Annotated in this window: 20 protein-coding genes and 2 pseudogenes; 11 read left to right on the forward strand and 11 right to left on the reverse strand. The window is 66.1% G+C overall.

Annotation, left to right across the window (positions count from 1 at the left end):
* The first annotated feature begins 50 nt into the window (after nucleotides 1-50).
* The 7 genes from rpmB (at nucleotide 51) to AMS67_RS03440 (ending at nucleotide 4,438) form a co-directional block, all read left to right on the forward strand.
* Nucleotides 51-287, forward strand: a complete 237-nt coding sequence (rpmB, locus tag AMS67_RS03410) for a 50S ribosomal protein L28 (RefSeq protein WP_053351517.1) — start codon at nucleotides 51-53, stop codon at nucleotides 285-287.
* A complete protein-coding gene (gene rpmG, locus AMS67_RS03415) occupies nucleotides 287-454 on the forward strand; it encodes a 50S ribosomal protein L33 (protein ID WP_017884003.1) in 168 nt (55 codons plus the stop codon). The genes rpmB and rpmG overlap by 1 nt, the downstream gene beginning before the upstream one ends.
* 2 nt (nucleotides 455-456) lie before the next feature.
* On the forward strand, nucleotides 457-762 hold the full coding sequence (gene rpsN / locus AMS67_RS03420; protein WP_025134217.1) for a 30S ribosomal protein S14: 306 nt from the start codon (nucleotides 457-459) through the stop codon (nucleotides 760-762).
* A 260-nt stretch (nucleotides 763-1,022) separates the two neighbouring features.
* A complete protein-coding gene (locus AMS67_RS03425; RefSeq protein ID WP_053351518.1) occupies nucleotides 1,023-1,301 on the forward strand; it encodes an HU family DNA-binding protein in 279 nt (92 codons plus the stop codon).
* Between the two features lie 403 nt (nucleotides 1,302-1,704).
* Entirely contained in the window at nucleotides 1,705-3,705 is a 2,001-nt protein-coding gene (locus AMS67_RS03430; protein WP_053386102.1) for a bifunctional copper resistance protein CopD/cytochrome c oxidase assembly protein, read from the forward strand.
* Nucleotides 3,702-4,112 carry a DMT family transporter gene (locus AMS67_RS03435; protein ID WP_053386103.1) on the forward strand — a complete coding sequence of 137 codons (411 nt, stop codon included), beginning with the start codon at nucleotides 3,702-3,704 and terminating at the stop codon, nucleotides 4,110-4,112. The genes AMS67_RS03430 and AMS67_RS03435 overlap by 4 nt, the downstream gene beginning before the upstream one ends.
* Nucleotides 4,109-4,438, forward strand: a complete 330-nt coding sequence (locus AMS67_RS03440; RefSeq protein WP_053386104.1) for a DMT family transporter — start codon at nucleotides 4,109-4,111, stop codon at nucleotides 4,436-4,438. The genes AMS67_RS03435 and AMS67_RS03440 overlap by 4 nt, the downstream gene beginning before the upstream one ends.
* A gap of 12 nt (nucleotides 4,439-4,450) precedes the next feature.
* On the opposite strand, the gene AMS67_RS03445 is transcribed toward AMS67_RS03440, so the two are convergent.
* The 3 genes and pseudogenes from AMS67_RS03445 to AMS67_RS03450 form a co-directional block, all read right to left on the reverse strand.
* Nucleotides 4,451-5,164, reverse strand: a complete 714-nt coding sequence (locus AMS67_RS03445) for an alpha/beta hydrolase (RefSeq protein ID WP_053386105.1) — start codon at nucleotides 5,162-5,164, stop codon at nucleotides 4,451-4,453.
* A 123-nt stretch (nucleotides 5,165-5,287) separates the two neighbouring features.
* Nucleotides 5,288-5,629: pseudogene (locus AMS67_RS18410) on the reverse strand (DUF8805 domain-containing protein); the annotation flags it as partial.
* Nucleotides 5,630-5,666: 37 nt separating this feature from the next.
* The gene (locus tag AMS67_RS03450; protein ID WP_053386106.1) at nucleotides 5,667-6,689 is read right to left on the reverse strand and encodes a zinc-dependent alcohol dehydrogenase family protein; all 1,023 of its coding nucleotides are present in this window, start codon (nucleotides 6,687-6,689) and stop codon (nucleotides 5,667-5,669) included.
* Nucleotides 6,690-6,839: 150 nt separating this feature from the next.
* Between AMS67_RS03450 and AMS67_RS03455 the strand changes: the two genes are divergently transcribed.
* A complete protein-coding gene (locus AMS67_RS03455) occupies nucleotides 6,840-7,754 on the forward strand; it encodes a helix-turn-helix transcriptional regulator (RefSeq protein ID WP_053386107.1) in 915 nt (304 codons plus the stop codon).
* A 15-nt stretch (nucleotides 7,755-7,769) separates the two neighbouring features.
* On the opposite strand, the gene dcd is transcribed toward AMS67_RS03455, so the two are convergent.
* The 4 genes from dcd to AMS67_RS03475 form a co-directional block, all read right to left on the reverse strand.
* Entirely contained in the window at nucleotides 7,770-8,375 is a 606-nt protein-coding gene (gene dcd / locus AMS67_RS03460) for a dCTP deaminase (RefSeq protein WP_053351523.1), read from the reverse strand.
* 51 nt (nucleotides 8,376-8,426) lie between these two features.
* Entirely contained in the window at nucleotides 8,427-9,131 is a 705-nt protein-coding gene (locus tag AMS67_RS03465; RefSeq protein ID WP_053386108.1) for a helix-turn-helix domain-containing protein, read from the reverse strand.
* A 104-nt stretch (nucleotides 9,132-9,235) separates the two neighbouring features.
* Complete coding sequence (locus tag AMS67_RS03470) at nucleotides 9,236-9,547, reverse strand: Dabb family protein (protein WP_053386109.1); 312 nt, start codon at nucleotides 9,545-9,547, stop codon at nucleotides 9,236-9,238.
* Nucleotides 9,544-10,635, reverse strand: a complete 1,092-nt coding sequence (locus tag AMS67_RS03475) for a ketopantoate reductase family protein (protein ID WP_053386110.1) — start codon at nucleotides 10,633-10,635, stop codon at nucleotides 9,544-9,546. The genes AMS67_RS03470 and AMS67_RS03475 overlap by 4 nt, the downstream gene beginning before the upstream one ends.
* Nucleotides 10,636-10,712: 77 nt before the next feature.
* On the opposite strand from AMS67_RS03475, the gene AMS67_RS03480 reads away from it, so the two are divergent.
* Nucleotides 10,713-11,825 (forward strand): ketopantoate reductase family protein, encoded by a 1,113-nt coding sequence (locus tag AMS67_RS03480; protein WP_082305256.1) that lies wholly within the window; start codon nucleotides 10,713-10,715, stop codon nucleotides 11,823-11,825.
* Nucleotides 11,826-11,855: 30 nt separating this feature from the next.
* Here AMS67_RS03480 and AMS67_RS18090 read toward each other — a convergent pair whose 3' ends face one another.
* On the reverse strand, nucleotides 11,856-12,275 hold the full coding sequence (locus tag AMS67_RS18090) for an NAD-binding protein (RefSeq protein WP_277619549.1): 420 nt from the start codon (nucleotides 12,273-12,275) through the stop codon (nucleotides 11,856-11,858).
* Nucleotides 12,276-12,746 (reverse strand): annotated as a pseudogene (locus AMS67_RS18095) (NAD(P)-dependent oxidoreductase); the annotation flags it as partial.
* A gap of 113 nt (nucleotides 12,747-12,859) precedes the next feature.
* On the opposite strand from AMS67_RS18095, the gene AMS67_RS03490 reads away from it, so the two are divergent.
* The gene (locus tag AMS67_RS03490; protein ID WP_053386112.1) at nucleotides 12,860-14,239 is read left to right on the forward strand and encodes a M24 family metallopeptidase; all 1,380 of its coding nucleotides are present in this window, start codon (nucleotides 12,860-12,862) and stop codon (nucleotides 14,237-14,239) included.
* Nucleotides 14,226-15,455 (forward strand): MFS transporter, encoded by a 1,230-nt coding sequence (locus tag AMS67_RS03495; protein WP_075201208.1) that lies wholly within the window; start codon nucleotides 14,226-14,228, stop codon nucleotides 15,453-15,455. The genes AMS67_RS03490 and AMS67_RS03495 overlap by 14 nt, the downstream gene beginning before the upstream one ends.
* A gap of 8 nt (nucleotides 15,456-15,463) precedes the next feature.
* Here AMS67_RS03495 and AMS67_RS03500 read toward each other — a convergent pair whose 3' ends face one another.
* Together AMS67_RS03500 and AMS67_RS03505 are read right to left on the reverse strand one after the other, a co-directional pair.
* Entirely contained in the window at nucleotides 15,464-16,360 is an 897-nt protein-coding gene (locus AMS67_RS03500; protein ID WP_241487976.1) for an aldo/keto reductase, read from the reverse strand.
* A 36-nt stretch (nucleotides 16,361-16,396) separates the two neighbouring features.
* Complete coding sequence (locus AMS67_RS03505; protein WP_053386115.1) at nucleotides 16,397-17,287, reverse strand: sugar phosphate isomerase/epimerase family protein; 891 nt, start codon at nucleotides 17,285-17,287, stop codon at nucleotides 16,397-16,399.
* Between the last annotated feature and the right edge of the window lie 162 nt (nucleotides 17,288-17,449).

A 17,449-nucleotide genomic window follows, 5' to 3' on the forward strand; every position in this document is an offset into this window, starting at 1 on the left:
AAGAAATCTTGGGTGAGGCCGTCCGGTCTCACGGTATGAGAGGAAACATCATGGCAGCAGTGTGCCAGGTGACCGGCGCCGTTCCCGGCTTCGGACACAACATTTCGCACTCGCACCGTCGCACCAAGCGTCGGTTCGATCCCAACATCCAGAAGAAGACCTACTTCGTGCCCTCACTCGGCCGCAAGGTGACGCTCACCCTGTCGGTCAAGGGCATCAAGCTGATCGATGCCCGTGGCATCGAGTCGGTCATCGCTGATCTGCAGAAGCGCGGGGTGAAGTTCTAATGGCGAAGGATAAGGACGTACGTCCGATCATCAAGCTCCGTTCGACGGCCGGCACCGGGTTCACCTACGTGACCAAGAAGAACCGTCGCAACACCCCCGACCGCCTCGTGCTCAAGAAGTACGATCCGGTCATCCGCAAGCACGTCGAGTTCCGAGAGGAGCGTTAATCATGGCGAAGAAGAGCATGATTGCGAAGAACAAGCAGCGTCAGGCGATCGTTGCCCGCTATGCGGAGAAGCGCCTTGAGCTGAAGAAGGCCCTCGTGGACCCGAACGGGACCGACGAGAGCCGCGAAGCCGCTCGCGTGGGCCTGCAGAAGCTGCCCCGCAACGCTTCGCCGGTGCGCGTGCGCAGCCGCGACGTCATCGACGGCCGCCCCCGTGGCGTGCTGACGAAGTACGGCGTCTCGCGTGTGCGTTTCCGCGACATGGCGCACCGTGGCGAGCTGCCCGGTATCACCAAGTCGAGCTGGTAAGCACTTCTTGCAGAAACGGCCGTGGATCCTTCGGGATCCGCGGCCGTTTCGCGTTTGCGGGCCGGGCGGGCGTCCGCTGGGGGCGAAATTGACGCCCTATGGCATCTCCCTGGGGAATTTCCGACCGAAGTTCCGCATCATTCCGCCGAATTGGGGTAGATTCGAACCGATCATTCGATCGGACCCTCCATTCGGAGGGGTACCAGAACCAAGATCTAGAGGCATGACCGTTTCGGTTCATCGCCTTGGAAGGAAACAACATGGCACTCAACAAGACCGAGCTCGTCGCCAAGATCGCTGCCGAGACCGGCCAGAGCCAGGCCGCCGTCTCCAGCGTGATCGACGGACTGTTCTCCGCTGTTTCCGAGACCGTTGCCTCGGGCGACAAGGTTTCGATCCCCGGCTGGATCTCGTTCGAGACCGCGACCACCGCTGCTCGCACCGGCCGCAACCCCCGCACCGGCGAGACCATCGACATCCCCGCTGGCAAGCGCGTCAAGGTGTCGGTTGGCTCGAAGCTCAAGGCTGCGGTCAAGTAACCTCGTCTTCCTCAGCACCCCCGGTCGCACTGCGGCCGGGGGTGCTGTCGTTTGGAGGGGGATTTTCGCGGGGCGACGACCCGAGCCGCCCTGGCGACAAGACCTTGAGGTGATCCCGCGAGTTGCCCGCGGGTGCCCCCGAGGTGACCCCGCGAGTTGCCCCCGAGGTGACCCTTTTCTCGCGAGGTGACCTGTGAATCACACCGTACCTCGCAAGAAACGGGTTATCTCGCGGGCGGGAGGCGGGAGGCGGGAGGCGGGAGGCGGCAGGCGGCAGCGGGAGGCGGCGGGCGGGCGGGCGGCAACGGAGGTGAGGCGGCCGATGCGAGGCAGCGAGTGCGAGGCGGCGAAGACGGCGCCCGTATCGACCGAGCTCACACCGCGCAGCGCGTAGGCTAGGCGGGTGCCACGTTACGTCCGCGTCCTCGCCCCCGCCGTACTCCTCGGGGTGACGCTGCTGGCACTCTGGCTCGGCCTCGCCATCGGCGGCGCCGCGGCAGAGCGCGCCCTCGCCGACCCGGGCGCCATCGTGCGCTTCGGCCTGCCGATCACGCGCACCCTGGTGAACGTCGCGATGGCGGGCCTTATCGGCTCGGTCGTGATGGCGGTGTGGGTGTTCGCGAGCGATCGCCCCGAGACGCGCCTGGCAATGGATTTCGCCGCGGGATCCGCCGCCGTCCTCACCGTCGCGAGTGCCGCCGCAACCCTCTTCACGTACATGGACGTCTCGAGCCAGCCGTTCTCGGGCAACGCGACGTTCGGTGCGGGCCTCGCCCAGTTCTTGACCGAGATCGAGCTTGGCCAGTTCTGGCTGCTCGAGCTGCTACTCGCCGCTGTCACGACGGTGCTCGCGTTCGCAGTGCGCGGCCGCAAGCTCACCCTCGTGGTGCTCGTCGCCGCTCTCGCGACGGCGCTGCCGCTCGCGCAGCAGGGCCACGCGGCCGGCGCTTCGGGGCACGGTGCGGCGGTCAACGCGCTGCTCGTGCACATCGTGGGCGCGGCCGTGTGGCTCGGTGGTCTGCTGACGCTCATCATTATCGCCAAGACGGTCGATCACCGGCGTCTGGCCGCGCTGACCGAGCGCTACTCGAGTCTCGCGCTGCTCGCGTTCATCGGTGTCGCGGCGTCGGGTGTCGTCAGCGCCTGGCTGCGCGTCGGCACGTGGGATGCCCTCTTCGGCACCGGCTACGGCCAGCTCGTGCTGCTGAAGACCGGCTCGCTCGTGGTGCTCGGCGCGTTCGGTGCGCTGCAGCGTACGCGTTTGATCCCGCGCATCGCGAACTCCGCGAAGGGGCTGCGGCCGTTCGCCTGGTTCGTCGTCTGCGAGCTCGCCGTGCTCGGTGTCGCGAGCGGCATCGCGGGCGCTCTCGGGCGCACGGCGACGCCGGTCGCGCTCGAGCCGGTGCGGGATCAGCCGGGCGGCATCGGCCCCGCCGAGTGGCTCACGGGCGACCCGCTGCCCCCGGAGCTCACCCCGTTGAGCTACCTGACCGAGTGGAAGTTCGACCTGCTGTGGGCGCTCGTCTGCGCCTTCGGCATCGGCATGTACCTGCTCGCGGTGATCCGTCTGGCCCGCCGCGGAGACCGCTGGTCGGCGGGGCGCACGACGGCCTGGATTCTCGGCATCCTGCTGCTCGCCTACACGACGAATGGTGCGCTCAACGCGTACGAGCAGTACCTGTTCAGCGTGCACATGCTCGGGCACATGATGCTTACGATGCTGATTCCGCTCTTCCTCGTGCTCGGAGCTCCGGTCACGCTCGCACTTCGGGCGACGCAGAAGCGCTCCGATGGCTCGTGGGGCGGCCGCGAATGGATTCTCTGGGCGGTGCAGACCCCGTTCTCAAAGGTGGTCACGCATCCCGCGTTTGCTGCAGTCATGTTCTCGGGATCGCTCTGGGTCTTCTACTTCACGCCGATCGCGCGCTGGGCGGCCGAGGAGCATCTCGGGCATCAGTGGATGATCATCCACTTCCTGATCTCGGGCTACCTCTTCAACCTGTCGATGATCGGCGTCGACCCGGTGCCCTACCGATTCCCCTACCCGCTGCGCATCGTGACGCTGTTCGCGACGATGGCGTCGCACGCGTTCTTCGGCGTGACGATCATGACCGGCGACGGTCTGCTGCTCGCCGACTGGTACGGCGCGATGGGACGCACCTGGGGGGCGCCGCCGCTCGAAGACCAGTCGACCGGCGGTGGCATCGCGTGGGGAATCGGCGAGCTGCCGACGCTCGCGCTCGCGCTCATCGTCGCGATTCAGTGGTCGCGCAGCGACGAGAAAGAGCAGAAGCGCAAGGACCGCGCGGCTGATCGCTCGGGAGACGCCGAACTCAATGCGTACAACGAAATGCTGGCTCAGCAGGCCGTGCGCGACGCGCGACCGATGAAGCGGCGCCGATGAGCCGGGCCTGGCTGTTTCTCGCGGGGGCCATCGCGCTTGAGGTCACGGGCTCGATGAGCTTGAAGGCGGCGTTGGATCACCCGGCCCTCTACATCGTTGTCGCCGTGGGGTACATCGGGTCGTTTGTGTGTCTCGGCAAGGTGCTGTCGCTCGGGATGGCGCTCGGCGTCGCCTACGGCATCTGGGGTGCGACGGGGGTCGCGCTGACCGCGAGTCTGTCGACCGTGATCTTCCACGAACCGTTCACCGCCCTCATGGGCGCCGGCATCGTGCTCATTATCGGGGGCGTGCTGCTCGTCGAGCTGGGGTCGCAGGCGGCGCATCGCAAGGCGGCTCGTGCATCGGCTGATGCGGCCCGTGCCGATGCCGGCTCCGGCCCCGATTCGGGGGAGGGGGCGGCCGCATGATGTGGGTGACACTGGTGATCGCGATCCTGAGCGAGGTCTCGGCCTCGCTGTCGCTGCGCGCCGCAACCACTGGTGAGCATCCGAAGCGCCGCTGGTACATCGTGGTGGTCGCCGGGTACCTGACGGCGTTCGTGATGCTGTCGCTGACGCTGCAGCTCGGGATGGCGCTCGGCGTCGCCTACGGCATCTGGGCGGCGGTCGGCGTTGCGCTGACCGCTGTGCTCAGCAAGTTCATCTACAAGGAGCCGCTGACCTGGGTGATGGGCGCCGGCATCGTGCTCATCGGCGCGGGCGTGCTGCTCGTGGAGCTCGGCGCCGCGCACTGAGAGGGTGCGGTCTCAAACGCTAGATTCGTGAAACCCGTCAGTCTGAGCGACGGCCTCGAATCGGTGCAGCCAATTGGCGAGCATATCTGAGCACGCGTCGGGTGCCACGTTCCACTCGGTGGTGTGCATGGGAGCAGCGAGCGTACGCAGGGTGACTTGCACGGAGCTTTCGGCGGCAAGCGTCGCACTGTCTGCGTAAGGTGTGGTGCGGTCGTTCGGGCTGTGCAAGATCAGAGTGCTCACCGGCACACCACCGAACCAGCTCATGGCGTCGACGTCGATTGGTTGACGCAGGCCGACGGTGCGGCTTAAGCGCGGGTGCGCGACCCACGAGAGCCCGGCGCGTGCGATGAACCGGGGGATTCTCGTGACGCGAGCAGCATGATCGACAGTGTTTCGCCAATCGAGCATCGGTGAGACCAGCAGGACACCGTGTATGAGTGGAGCGTGAATCGATGAATCGATGAGCGGTCGGGCGATCGCGGCGCCCATCGACCAGCCCACCAGAATGATCGAAGTGGCGCCGTTCGTCACGGCGTAATGCACAAGGCGATCAATGTCGATGTGCTCGTCTTGCCCCAGCGTGGTTCGACGCGGGTCGCCATACGTGGTCGTCAGTGAGTGGTAACCGGCCTCTCGGAACGTTATGAAACTCGCGAGCGTGGCAGCTGCGGATGAGCCCAGTCCATGAATGTGAATCGCCCACCGTGTACTGCCCTGATTCATGGTGGGGACGTGCCATGCGAGGGGAGCACCTGGCGCTGGGAAGAAGCGTTCGCACGGAAGCCCGAGCGCTTCCGGGTCTACGTAGGCCACTCTTGACCATTGGAAGATCTGCCTGGCGCGTGGGCGCTCGCCGCGCACAGCCTCGCATGTGCGCGTCACAGTGTGCCGAGACTGGGTGACGACGCCACCCACCCGTACATGAACGGCGCCGTCGTCGAGCCACAGCCCGTAGGTTCCGGGGGCGGACGTTTCGGGAGTGCAGGGAAGCTCGAGTGCACCCCCGCGCGCAACTCGCCCAACTGAAACAATGGTTCGCCGGGAACGCTGATGGCGGGGGTGTGTGAGCTTCCAAGCCACGGCCCAACTGGCCGCTCCGAATGCAAGAACGCCGAGGAGAGCGACAGCCAGCATCCAAGGTGCGAGTTCGACTGCCGAACGTGCAGTGAACTGGATGGCGTCATTCATCGGTCAAATATATCAAAATATATAAAACCAACCGGGGTCAGTTGGTGGTGAGCAGCACCTTCGTCGCGCGGCGCTCGTGCATCGCTCGATAGCCTTCGGCGGCTTCTTCGAGCGGCAGTGTCAGGTCGAACACGACGCCCGGGTCGATCTTGCGGTCCCAGATGAGCTGGATCAGCTCGGGCAGAAAACGGCGCACGGGTGCCGGGCCGCCGTGCAGGTGCACGCCTGAGAAGAAGAGCTCGCGGCCTTCGAGTGAGACATCGTGTGAGACACCGACGAAGCCCACGTGGCCCCCGGCTCGAGTTGCTCGGATTGCCTGCTGCATGGCTTCTTGAGTGCCCACCGCTTCGATCGTGCTGTGCGCGCCGAGCCCGCCGGTGAGTTCCTTGATGCGTGCCACCCCCGCTTCACCGCGCTCCTCGACGATGTCGGTCGCGCCGAAGCGGCGCGCGAGGGCCTGCCGGTCAGCGTGACGCGACATCGCGATGATGCGTTCGGCGCCGAGCTGCTGCGCGGCGAGAATGCCGAGCAGCCCGACGGCGCCGTCACCGACGACCGCGACCGTCTTGCCGGGGCCGACCTCTGCGGCGACCGCCGCGAACCAGCCGGTGCCGAGCACGTCGGATGCGGCGAGCAGCGAGGGGATGAGTTCGGGGTCGGGGTGCCCGGGCGTCGCGACGAGCGTGCCGTCGGCAAGGGGAATGCGCGCGTACTCTGATTGCGCTCCGGTCGGGGCCCCCGGCTGCCGGTGCACGCAGTGCGTCTGGTAGCCCGCCAGGCAGATGTCGCACGTGTTGTCGGAAGCGAAGAATGAACCGACCACGAAGTCACCCACGGCGATTGTGCGCACATCGGCACCGATCTCGGTGACGACGCCAACGTATTCGTGCCCCATCGGCGAGTGATCGACGGGCTCTGCGCCGCGGTAGGGCCACAGATCGGACCCGCAGATGCAGGATGCCGAGACCTTGATGATGGCATCGGTCGGTTCGACGATCGTGGGGCGCTCGCGATCTTCGACACGAACATCGCCGGGGGCGTGCATGATGACACCGCGCATGGAAACTCCTTCTGCAATGTGGCCGCCTGAGAGGTCGGCGCAACTGAACCCGTCCATACTGCCGCGCAGGCCTGCATGCGCGGGAGTCTCTGGTGGAGGGTGTACTGACAGGGTACGGTTCACCGCCGACATTTCGACTAGCCTGCTCGCATGGACAACCGAGCCGAGGTGCGTGAATTCTTGATGAGTCGGCGCGCCCGCCTCACCCCGGATGCGGCTGGACTGCCCATCAGCACGAATCGCCGCGTCGCCGGTCTACGTCGCAGCGAGGTCGCGGGGTTGGCCGGTGTCAGTGTCGAGTACTACGCGAAGCTCGAGCGGGGCGCGATCGCGGGGGCATCGGCGTCGGTGCTCGATGCGCTGGCGCGTGCGTTGCAACTCGACGATACGGAGCGCGCACACCTGCTCGATCTGGCGCGTGCCGCTGATGGCATCCCGACCAGTGGGCGCGCGCGTCGCCGACCGGTGAGACCGGCGCAGCCTCGGCCGAGCCTGCAGTGGGCGCTCGACGCGATGAGCGGCAGCGTGGCATTCGTTCGCGATCCTCGACAGAATCTGATCGCGGTGAATGCGCTCGGCCGCGCGTTCTACTCCCCGGTGATCGGCGACGGTGGGCGCACGCCGAACCTGGCCCGGTTCCAGTTTCTCGACCCGGCGGCCCGCGAGTTCTACCCCGACTGGGAGCTCTTCGCCGAGATGTGCGTCGGCATCATGCGCTCGGAGGCGGGGCGGGACCCCCATGACTCCGCGCTGCAAGACCTCGTTGGGGAGCTCTCCACGCACAGCGAAACGTTCCGCGCGCTCTGGGCCGCGCACAACGTGCGCACGCACGGCACGGGAACGAAGAGGTTCGTGCACCCGATCGTCGGGGAGCTCACGCTCGCCTACGAGGAGCTCGCCGTCACTGCGGAGCCGGGAAACGTGATGCTGGTGTACACGGCGGAGCCGGGGTCGCCCTCGGCCGAACGGTTGGCGCTGCTGGCGTCGTGGGGTGCTGGGCAGCGGCAGCTGGACGTCACCGCGAGTTTCGGCGGCGAGTCAGACGGCGCGGGGACGCGCGCGTAACCCGCGGAGTGGTCCTTACGCCCCGGGCGCTCCGGCCTCGGTCGCGGTGACGTCGGCTCGGTGGAAGTTGAGGTGCGAGCGCGACGCCGTCGGGCCGCGCTGGCCGAGGTAGCGCGAGAAGGTCGCCCCCGAGCCGTAGGGGCGCTCGGCCGCCGACGACAGTTGGAAGAAGCACAGCTGACCGATCTTCATGCCGGGCCACAGGCGAATCGGCAGTGTCGCGACGTTGGAGAGCTCGAGAGTGACGTGCCCCTCGAACCCCGGGTCGATGAAGCCGGCGGTCGAGTGCGTCAGGAGGCCGAGGCGACCCAGTGAGCTCTTGCCCTCGAGACGCGCCGCAATGTTGTCGGGAAGAGATACCTGCTCGTATGTCGAGCCGAGCACGAATTCGCCCGGGTGCAGAATGAAGCCCTCGGCGGGGTCGACCTCGATGAGTCGGGTGAGTTCGGGCTGCTCTTCAGCAGGATCGATCACCGCGTACTTATGGTTGTCGAAGAGGCGGAAGTAGCGGTCGAGCCGCACGTCGACACTCGACGGCTGCACCATCGACGGCTCGCTCGGCGAGAGGCCGATGCGCCCCGATTCGAGTTCGGCTTTGATGTCGCGATCTGAGAGCAGCACACGACGATTCTACGGGGTGGTGGGCCTCGCGACGCTGATCGGATGGGGTGGTCAGCCGCGGAACGAGCGCAGCACGTCGACCGCTGAGTTGAGGGCCTCGCCAGCGGGGTGATGCGGAAGCACCTCTTCCGTGCCCGCAGAGGAAGCGCGCGCGGCGGCCTCGCGGCCGGTGATGTACCAGGTGCCGACCGCAGGCGCGTCGGAGCGATTGACGAAGAGGTGGGGGCGCTGGGAGTCGAACGCGACTGAGTCTCCGGCGGCGATCACGTGCGTGTCGAATTCGAGCTGCAGGGTGAGCTCACCCTCGAGCAGGTAGACGTGCTCGATGCCGAAGTGTCGCATGAGATGCCCCTCGATCGAGCTCGATGCGCCGGGCTGGTAGGTGACGCGCAGCGCTTCGACGTCGGTTCCGCCGAGCACGGTCAACCGTTCCCACTTGACCCCGTTGTCCATCTCCAAGGTGGGGTGCTCGCTGGATCGCTGCGCGGCGAAGGGGACGGTGGGGTGCGGTGCCGACGGGAAATCCGGTCGTTGCGCAGCGCTTTGGCTGTGTTCATCGCGTCCGAGCAGCGCATCGGTGGAGATGTCCAACTGCGAGACGAGGGCGTAGAGCGTGCTCACCGACGGCTTCGTCTTGCCGGTCTCGACCTGGGAGAGCAGGCTCGGCGACACACCGATGGCTGAGGCGAGCGCGCGGAGGCTCATGCCGCGGGACTCGCGGGTTTCGCGGAGTCGGGCGCCGATGGAATCGGACATGCGGGAGTACCTCCTGGACGATCGGCGGCACGGTGCAGTGTCGCGGAGTGTTGAATCACAGTGTAGTCACAGCGGACGCTCGCGCTCGAATGAGCGACTTGCGGTTATGGGCCGGGTGGAATCTCGCAGTCGACGACCGATTTCGCAGCGACGACCTCGCCGACGACCGCGAGTGCGGCAACGTGAGCCGGGTGCGCCTGATACTCGGCCAGAGCCGCGGCCGAGTCGTGAGTGGAGAGGAGTACCGCGTCCCAATGCCCGTCGATTCCGCTCTCATCAACACCCACGCGCAGGGACCGCACGCCGGGAATCGTGGCGGCAAGGGGTTCGAGTGCGCCGCGCAGTCGCTCGATGCATCGTGCTCGATGCGCATCATCGCCCGGGGTGCAGGCAAACGTGACGACGTGCAGGATCACGGGAGTTCCATTCGACGCGCAGCGGTGCGCTCCACGGTGCGCGCCGGCACGAGCACGGGTTCGCGAAGGATCGCGCGGAGCAGTTCCGCATTCGCCATGCTCGGCACGAGTTCGCCGCGCTCGATGCGCTCGCCGATCGTGAGGATGGCCGCATTGACGGGCGCCTCCCCGCCGAGTGCGGCGCGGCGCTCCACGATGTACCCGTTAAAGCCGTCGAGTTCGGCGCGACGTCCTTTCTGCCAGTCCTGCAGCACGGCGACACGGGTATCCGGCAAGGAGTACGACGTCAGTACTGCGTCGAGGAGATCGAGCGCGTACTGATCGGAATCGGGCACGTCTGCCGCGGTCTTGCCGAAGATCGGGAGCATGGTGGCGCCGTCGTCCAGGGCAAGTCGGTATGCCTCGCGCGACGCGGCATCCATAACACTGCGGATGCCTGATTCATCGACCGCGGAGAGCAGTGGTACGCCGAGGATTGCGGAGGGCAGCATCTCTGGAATGTTGGCGATCAACTTCATCCATTTCGAAGATCGGATGTCGGGGGAGATTTCGATCGCACCCGCATGGCCGAGCGCGTCGGCCACCGCCGCGAGTTGAGATGTGTGCGTGCCGTCGTGCGTGCCGACCGTGAACCAGGTACCCGACGGGGGAACCTGGCGTACGACCTGGCCGGGCTCGAAGAGGTTCGCCGCGATGCCCAGCACGGCGCCGATGCTTCGTTCTTGCCCCACGATGTCGGCGACCGTGTCCATGGTCATGCCGTTCTGCAGCCCGACTACCACCGACTGCTCGTGCAAGAGCGGCTCGATGAGCTGCACGCTCCACCGAGTGTCGTAGGTCTTTGTCGAGAGGAACACGATGTCGAACGGGTCACGTATCTCTGCCACCTCGCACAGATGATGCGCGGTGACCTGCGTCACTTCGGTGCGGTCGGGCATCTCGACGGTCAAGCCGTTGGTGCGCATGGCCTCGACGTGCGCGGGCCACTGGTCGATCAGGGTGACATCGAGACCCGCGCGAATCAGGTCGGCTCCGATCGAGGCCCCGTTGGCCCCCGCGCCCAGTATGGCGATGCGTTGACGATCCATGGTCACCCTTTCATCAGTGAAATTGTGCAGCTAGAATAAACATGACCATACACTATGACTGTTCAAGGTGGAATGACATGGCAGGAGAACAGGGGCGCCCCGCGCCTCGGGTCGCGGTATTGGGTGCAGGCGCGAACGGCTCGATTATCGGTTCGGACCTCAGTGAAGCCGGATACGATGTGACGCTGATCGACCAGTGGCCCGCGAACGTCGAGGCGATCCGTGAGCACGGTGTTCGTGTGCAGCTCGGAGAAACAACGCGGACGACCCGCGTGCCCGTCTTCCACCTCTGCGAGGTCGCGGAGATGCGTGACCCGTTCGACATCGTGTTGGTCGTCACCAAGGCGTATGACACTCGGTGGAGCGTGCAGCTTATCGAGCCGCTCTTGCATGAGCAGTCGGTCGTCGTTGGGGTGCAGAACGGAATGACTGCGGACGCGATCGCTGAGATCGTCGGCCCGGAGCGTACGTTGGGCGCCGTCATCGAGGTGACCTCGGCCATGTACGAGCCGGGGCTTGTCGAACGGCACTCGGCTCCGGAGCGTTGCTGGTTCGCCGTCGGCGCGCTCGATGCTGCGGCGCACCATCACGTGCCCGTGGTGGCAGAGTTGCTGCGTGCCGTCGGCATCGTCGAGGAGACGGATGACATCCGCTCGGCGAAATGGATGAAGCTTGTGCTCAACGTGGCCGAACTCGTCACGTCAGCCGTTCTGGACGTGTCGATTGCCGAATGCGCACGTCACCCGGGAATGCGCGAGGTGATGCTCGCTGCCGGCAACGAGGCAATCGCGGTGGCCCAGGCGCATGGATACGAAGTGCGTCCGATCTTCGGCATGGAGGGGAGTGCGGCGGCGGCGCCGGAAACCTACGTCGCTGAGGTGCTTGACACCTTGGTCGCCCACTACGTGCTTCCCGGCTCGCGCGCGACGGTGCTGCAGGACTGGATGAAAGGCCGGCGCAGCGAAGTGGCGGAGCTCCACGGCGAGGTGATGCGGTTGGCGGAGCGGCACGGCGTCCCCGTTCCCATGAACCGGGCAGTGCTCGAGCTCGGCGTGAGCATCGAGCGCGGCGAGCTCGTTCCGGGCATTGCGAACGTGGCGCTCATGCAGCGAGCCTTGCGCGAGCCGGTGCTCGTGCCGGCTTCGGCGGACCGGCCGGCGCGATCAATGCGTCACCACGGTGATCATTGACTGCGGTCGGATCGCCGGGGCGGGCCGAGCCTAACCGTCGAGGGGCGGTCGGCGGCGGATCACCTCGGCGATTGCCGACCAGTCGCTGGCAGCGAGCGCCTCATCGGCAAGGGTCTCGGTGAAGACGTCTCGCATGACCGGTGCGGTCGGCAGTGCGGCGCCGAGTTCAGTGGCGGCAGACTCGGCAAGGCCGAGATCCTTGAGCCCGAGTTCCACTGAGAACGCGGCTGGCGTGTACTGGCGGCGGGCGATCAGCCCGCCGTAGCCGACGTATGCCGAGCCGGTGAACGAGGTGTCGGTGAGGATGTCGACGAACGTCGAAGCATCCACGCCGCCGTGCTCGACGAGCGACAGCGATTCACCGAGGGCCTGGAGCGCATGAATGAGCGTGTAGTTGACGCCGATCTTGACGAGACTCGCGTGCGTAGGATCATCGCCGACCCGCCACACTCGTTTGCCGAGGTGACTGAGCAGCGGTTCCGCGCGATCGATCGAGGCCGCTGCGCCGCCCGCGATGATGTTGAGCGCACCCGCAGCCGCCACATCCGGTCGGCCGAGGACCGGGGCGGCGACATAGTCGAGACCGTGGTGGCGGTGCCGCGCCGCCAATTCTCGTGCCGCATCGAGGCTGACGGTGGCGAGATTGATATGCAGTTTCGCCGTGCTGCATGCGAGAGCGTCGTCGTCGAAGGTGTTCAGTACCGCGGTGTCGTTTGCGAGCATCGAGCACACGATGTCTGATTCGGCGAGCACCTGCGCTGCGGTAGTGGCACGGCGGCCGCCGGCGGCGATGATCGCCTCATCCCTGCCTGGGCTGCGGTTCCAGAGGACGGGCGCGTACCCGGCGCGGGCGAGTCGGAGCGCCAGTGCCGCACCCATCGTGCCGAGCCCGATAAATCCGATGCGATCAGTCATGAGGTTTCTCCCGCGCTTGCCAGATACTTCGGTACACGTTTAGTCTAGCTACACAAATCGTGCAGATAGGCACATTCAATCATCACACAGAGTGAACGACCTGGAAGGTGCAACGACGCATGGCTATTCCAACCTTTGGTATGAACGATGTGGATTGGGAGACGCGCATCGATCGTGATGCGCTGCGTGACGGGCGGGTCGCCCGATTGCGCGAAGAACTCGAGCGCTCGGATCTGGGGGCGCTGCTCGCGTTCGACTTTTCGAACATCCGCTACATGTCGGCGACGCACATCGGCACCTGGGCGATGGACAAAGCGATTCGCTTCTCGCTCATCACCCGTCACAGCGACCCGATCGTCTGGGATTTCGGCTCCGCCGCGAAGCACCACGACCTGTTCAACCCGTGGTTGCACACGACCACGACGGAGATGGACGCCGACCCGCACCAGCCCCACCACGGTGCGGTGAAGCCGCGTGCCGAATCCGGTGCACGCGCCGGTATCTCGACGCTGCGCGGCGCCTTCCACCCCGACGCGGGCATCGCCGAGGAGGTTGCGCGCAAGGTGCAGCGCGAGCTCGAGAAGTTCGGCCTGATGGGCGAACCACTCGGCGTCGACATCGTCGAGATGCCGATCTTGATCGCGCTGCAGCGTGCGGGCGTCTCGGTGGTCGACGGGCAGCAAGTGTTCCTCAATGCGCGCTCGGTGAAGATGAAAGAGGAGATCCAGCTCCTCACGCAGGCCGCCTCCATGGTCGACGCGGCGTACGACGAGCTCTACCGATTCTTGAAGCCGGGCGTGCGCGAGAACGAAACCGTCGGGCTGGTCTCGAAGGTGCTGTACGACCTCGGCTCCGAGTACGTCGAGGGCGTCAACGCGATCTCGGGCGAGCGCTGCTCACCGCACCCCCACGTCTTCTCCGATCGCTTGATCAGGCCGGGTGATCCGGCATTCTTCGACATCTTGCACAGTCATCAGGGCTATCGCACCTGTTACTACCGCACCTTCGCCGTCGGCTCCGCGAGCCGAGCGCAGGTCGACGCCTACAAGCGCGCGCGCGAGTACATGGACCGCGCGATCGCGCTCGTGCGCCCCGGAGCGACCACCGCCGACATCGTGGCCGTCTGGCCGAAGGCCGAAGAGTTCGGCTTTCCGAACGAGGAGGCCGCGTTCGCGCTGCAGTACGGGCACGGTGTCGGGCTCTCGATCTGGGAGAAGCCGATCTTCTCGCGCCTCGTCTCGTTCGACCACCCCGAGGAGCTCAAGGAAGGCATGGTGTTCGCGCTCGAGACCTACTGGCCGTCGGCCGACGGCATCGGCGCGGCGCGCATCGAGGAGGAGCTCGTCGTGACCGCCGACGGGTGCGAGGTCATCACGAAGTTCCCCGCCGAAGAGCTGCTGGTTGCCGGCCCGAAGTATCACGCGGTCGGCTTCGACCTGCCGACGATGCGTGCCTCGCAGTCGCATCTGAACACCGCATGGGGTCGTGGGGAGGCGTAGATCTCGAGCGTGGAGCATTGCCGCGCTCGTTTGCGGTTCGTTCGGGATCGGAGTCAGCGAGTTCGTCGTGATGGGCCTCCTGCCGCGCATCGCCGCTGACCTGATCCCGGAACGATTCGCCGCCGATCCGGATGGCGCGATTGCAGTGACGGGGGCCGTCGTATCGTTCTACGCCCTCGGCGTCGTAGCGGGAATGGTGGTGACGCCCCTACTCCTCCGGAGCCTTTCCCTGCCTACGACTGCGCTCATCTGCACGCTTGCGATGTCCATTTGGACGCTGGCGACGGCACTCGCCCCCACGCTCGAACTCGTCGTCGCGCTGAGATTCATGTCATCGCTGACGCACGCCTCCTACGTCGGCATCGCCGCGATTCTCGTCGGACGCATGCTCGGCCCCGCGTTCCCAGGTCGCGGGGCTGCTCTGGTCATGGGCGGATTCGCGATTGCGAATCTGCTCGGTGTGCCGCTCGGCACGCAACTCGGGGCGTTCGGAGGCTGGCGGCCCGTGCTGGCGTGCTGCGCGATCCTCTTCCTTGTCCCCGCCGTGGTGCTCGTGCGCCCACCGGGCGGCAGTATGGAGACACGCGCTCCGGCAGTGGCCGGAGCCGCATCGGGCGCAGCGATCGGACCGCTCGCCAGGCTTATCGCTACCGGTACCGTCATCGCGATCGGCGGGTTCACGCTCGTCACCTTCGTCGCGCCGCTTACCGCGGCGAGCAGCACGACCGATCGAGTGCCGGTGATCCCGGTCGCGCTCAGCATGCTCCTCTTCGGGATCGGCATGACCATCGGCAACTTCGGCGGAGGCTGGCTTGCCGACCGTTCCGCCGACCTCGGGCTGCTGGTGAGCGCCATCAGCGGTGCGCTGGGTGCTGCGCTCGTCAGCGCGGCCGCCGGCCCCTGGCTACACGGAGCGTCAGTGGGGGCGGGCGCGACCGCGATCGGCATGTTGCTCGTCGGTGTCGGCGTCGGCACCTACTCGCCGGCGGCGCAGTTGCTCTTCGTGCAGTCGGCGCGCGCCTGGCCGAAGTTTGCCGCATCGCTCGTCTCGGGAACCTCGAACCTGGGGAGCTTTCTCGGCGCGACAATCGGGGGGATCGTGCTCAGCTCTCGAGGGCCTCAGGGAGTCGCGGTGTTCGCCCTCGTGCTCCTCGGCTGCGGGGTGTGCGCTCAACTGCTGCGCATGCGACGAAATGTGCGCGAGGTCGCGGCCTGACGCCAGCGTTACTCGGGCCTACCCGGATTCCATTGGTTCTCGCGGATCGGTGCCCGCAAGCCGACCAATTCGCGCGCCAGGGCGGCGTCGATCGGTGTCTCGGCTGCCGCGACGGCCTCCTCGAGATGCGACAGCTTCGTGGTACCGATCAGTGTGGTGTCGCAATCGATCTGCTGCATCGCATACTGGTTTGCCAGCATGGAGATGCTGGCGCCCTGATCGCGGGCGCACGCGGCCATAGAGCGTGCTGCCGCACGAGATCCGGGCGTCGCCATGGGAACCAGGTCGGAGGACTCGAGCACGCGTGGAGTGAGGAGCCCCAGTGCCACGGCGGCGGCATTCATCACGCCGACCCCGCGATCGCGTGCAAGCGGTGCGAGAGCGGTGTCGAGCGAATCATCGAGCAGGGTGCCGTGCGCGAAGTTCAGCACGACATCGACGTCGGTCTCGAGCAGCACCCGACGTGTCGCCGCGACCGAGTAGCAGGTCATTCCGATCGCCCGGCACTTTCCGGCATCGCGCAAGCGCACCAGTTCATCGTAGGAGTCGGTGAGAATGCGGTCGAGGTCGCCGAAATCGATATCGTGCAACTGCAAGATGTCGACGTGATCGCGCCGAAGTCGGCGCAGACTCTCGTCAACGCTGCTCCGGATACGCTCGGGTGTGAAGTCGAACTCGTCGAAACCGTAGCGGCCGGCTTTGGTCCCGACAATTACATCGTCGGGAATGCTGTTCGAGAGTCGGCCGAGTCGCTCCTCTGCGTCGCCGTAGTAGGGCGACGTGTCGATGAAGGTCACCCCGAGCTCGAGCGCCCGCAGCAGGGCAGCGCGCGCCTGTTCGAATGGAACGGGGCCGAAGAGCTGGCCGAAGGGTGAGGTGCCGTAGGCGACCTGGGAGACAGTCATGCCGGTGCTGCCGAGCGCGCGATACTCCATGGTGCGCTATGCCCCGGCCGTCAGTCGTCGATCGGCCTCGGCGAAGCACTCGAGCGTCGCGGCGCGCGTGCGCGACAACGCGTCTTCGAGAGGAAGCGATCGATGCGTCCGAGAGATAATCTCGACGCCCCAGATGTCGTCGTAGCCAGTGGCGCGGATCGCATTGATGAACTCTGGCACGTCGAACGCTCCTGCGCCGGGAAGCAGACGTCGATGCACGGTGTCTTCCCAGAGCGTGCCTTCGGCCTCCGCCGCCGCATCATCGAGTTCGACGACGAAGAGATGTTCGACCGGCAGCCGATCGCGGATTACTGAGTAGTCCGTGTTTCCGCGATGCACGTGCCAGATATCGACGCACAGCCCGCCGGCTGGATTGCCGACTTCGGTGACCAGCTCAATGCCGTCCTCGAGCCGCGGAGTGCTGGTCGAGAATGGGAGTGTCTCGAGCGCGACCCGGGTGCCATGGGCGGCGGCCTCCGTAGCCAGGCGATTGAACTCCTCGAAGAATCGATCGCGGTCGATCGGCTCCTCGAGCGTCGCCGGCGCGACTTTTACCGTGCGAGCACCGAGGCGCTCAGCAGCGGCGAACAGTTCCCGCCGCATGCGGTCGGAAGCGTCGCGTCGATCACCTGTGGTCCACCAGTCTCCGAGGAACTCGAGTTCGAGGTGGGTGATTCCGTGGTCGCCCAGCAGTGCTGAGAGGTCATCAAGGCTGCCCGTTCGCAGAAACTCGACCAAGTCATCATGCACGAGGCCGAATCCCTGCCAACCGCCAGCGGCAACCGCCGCGATTCGATCAGGGAGCGTGAGTGGGCTGCGTTCATCGGCGCTCTGCGGAGTCGCGTTGCCGGCTGTGGTCCAACTCGTCGGGAGCAAGCGGGGGATGCGCTGCGTCATTGGGGTCGCCTTCCTCGGGGTCGCGGGTGCTGTGCAGATCAGAGAACGGAGTGTTTCTGAGCAACATTCAGCGTGACAAAATGTTAACCCAAAGCAAACATATGCGAAGGTGCAATCGTTAGCAACTGGGGAATACCGGTTATGCAAACGTTAGCATTACCA

Source organism: Leucobacter japonicus (assembly GCF_001273855.1).
GTDB classification, from domain to species: Bacteria; Actinomycetota; Actinomycetes; order Actinomycetales; family Microbacteriaceae; genus Leucobacter; species Leucobacter japonicus.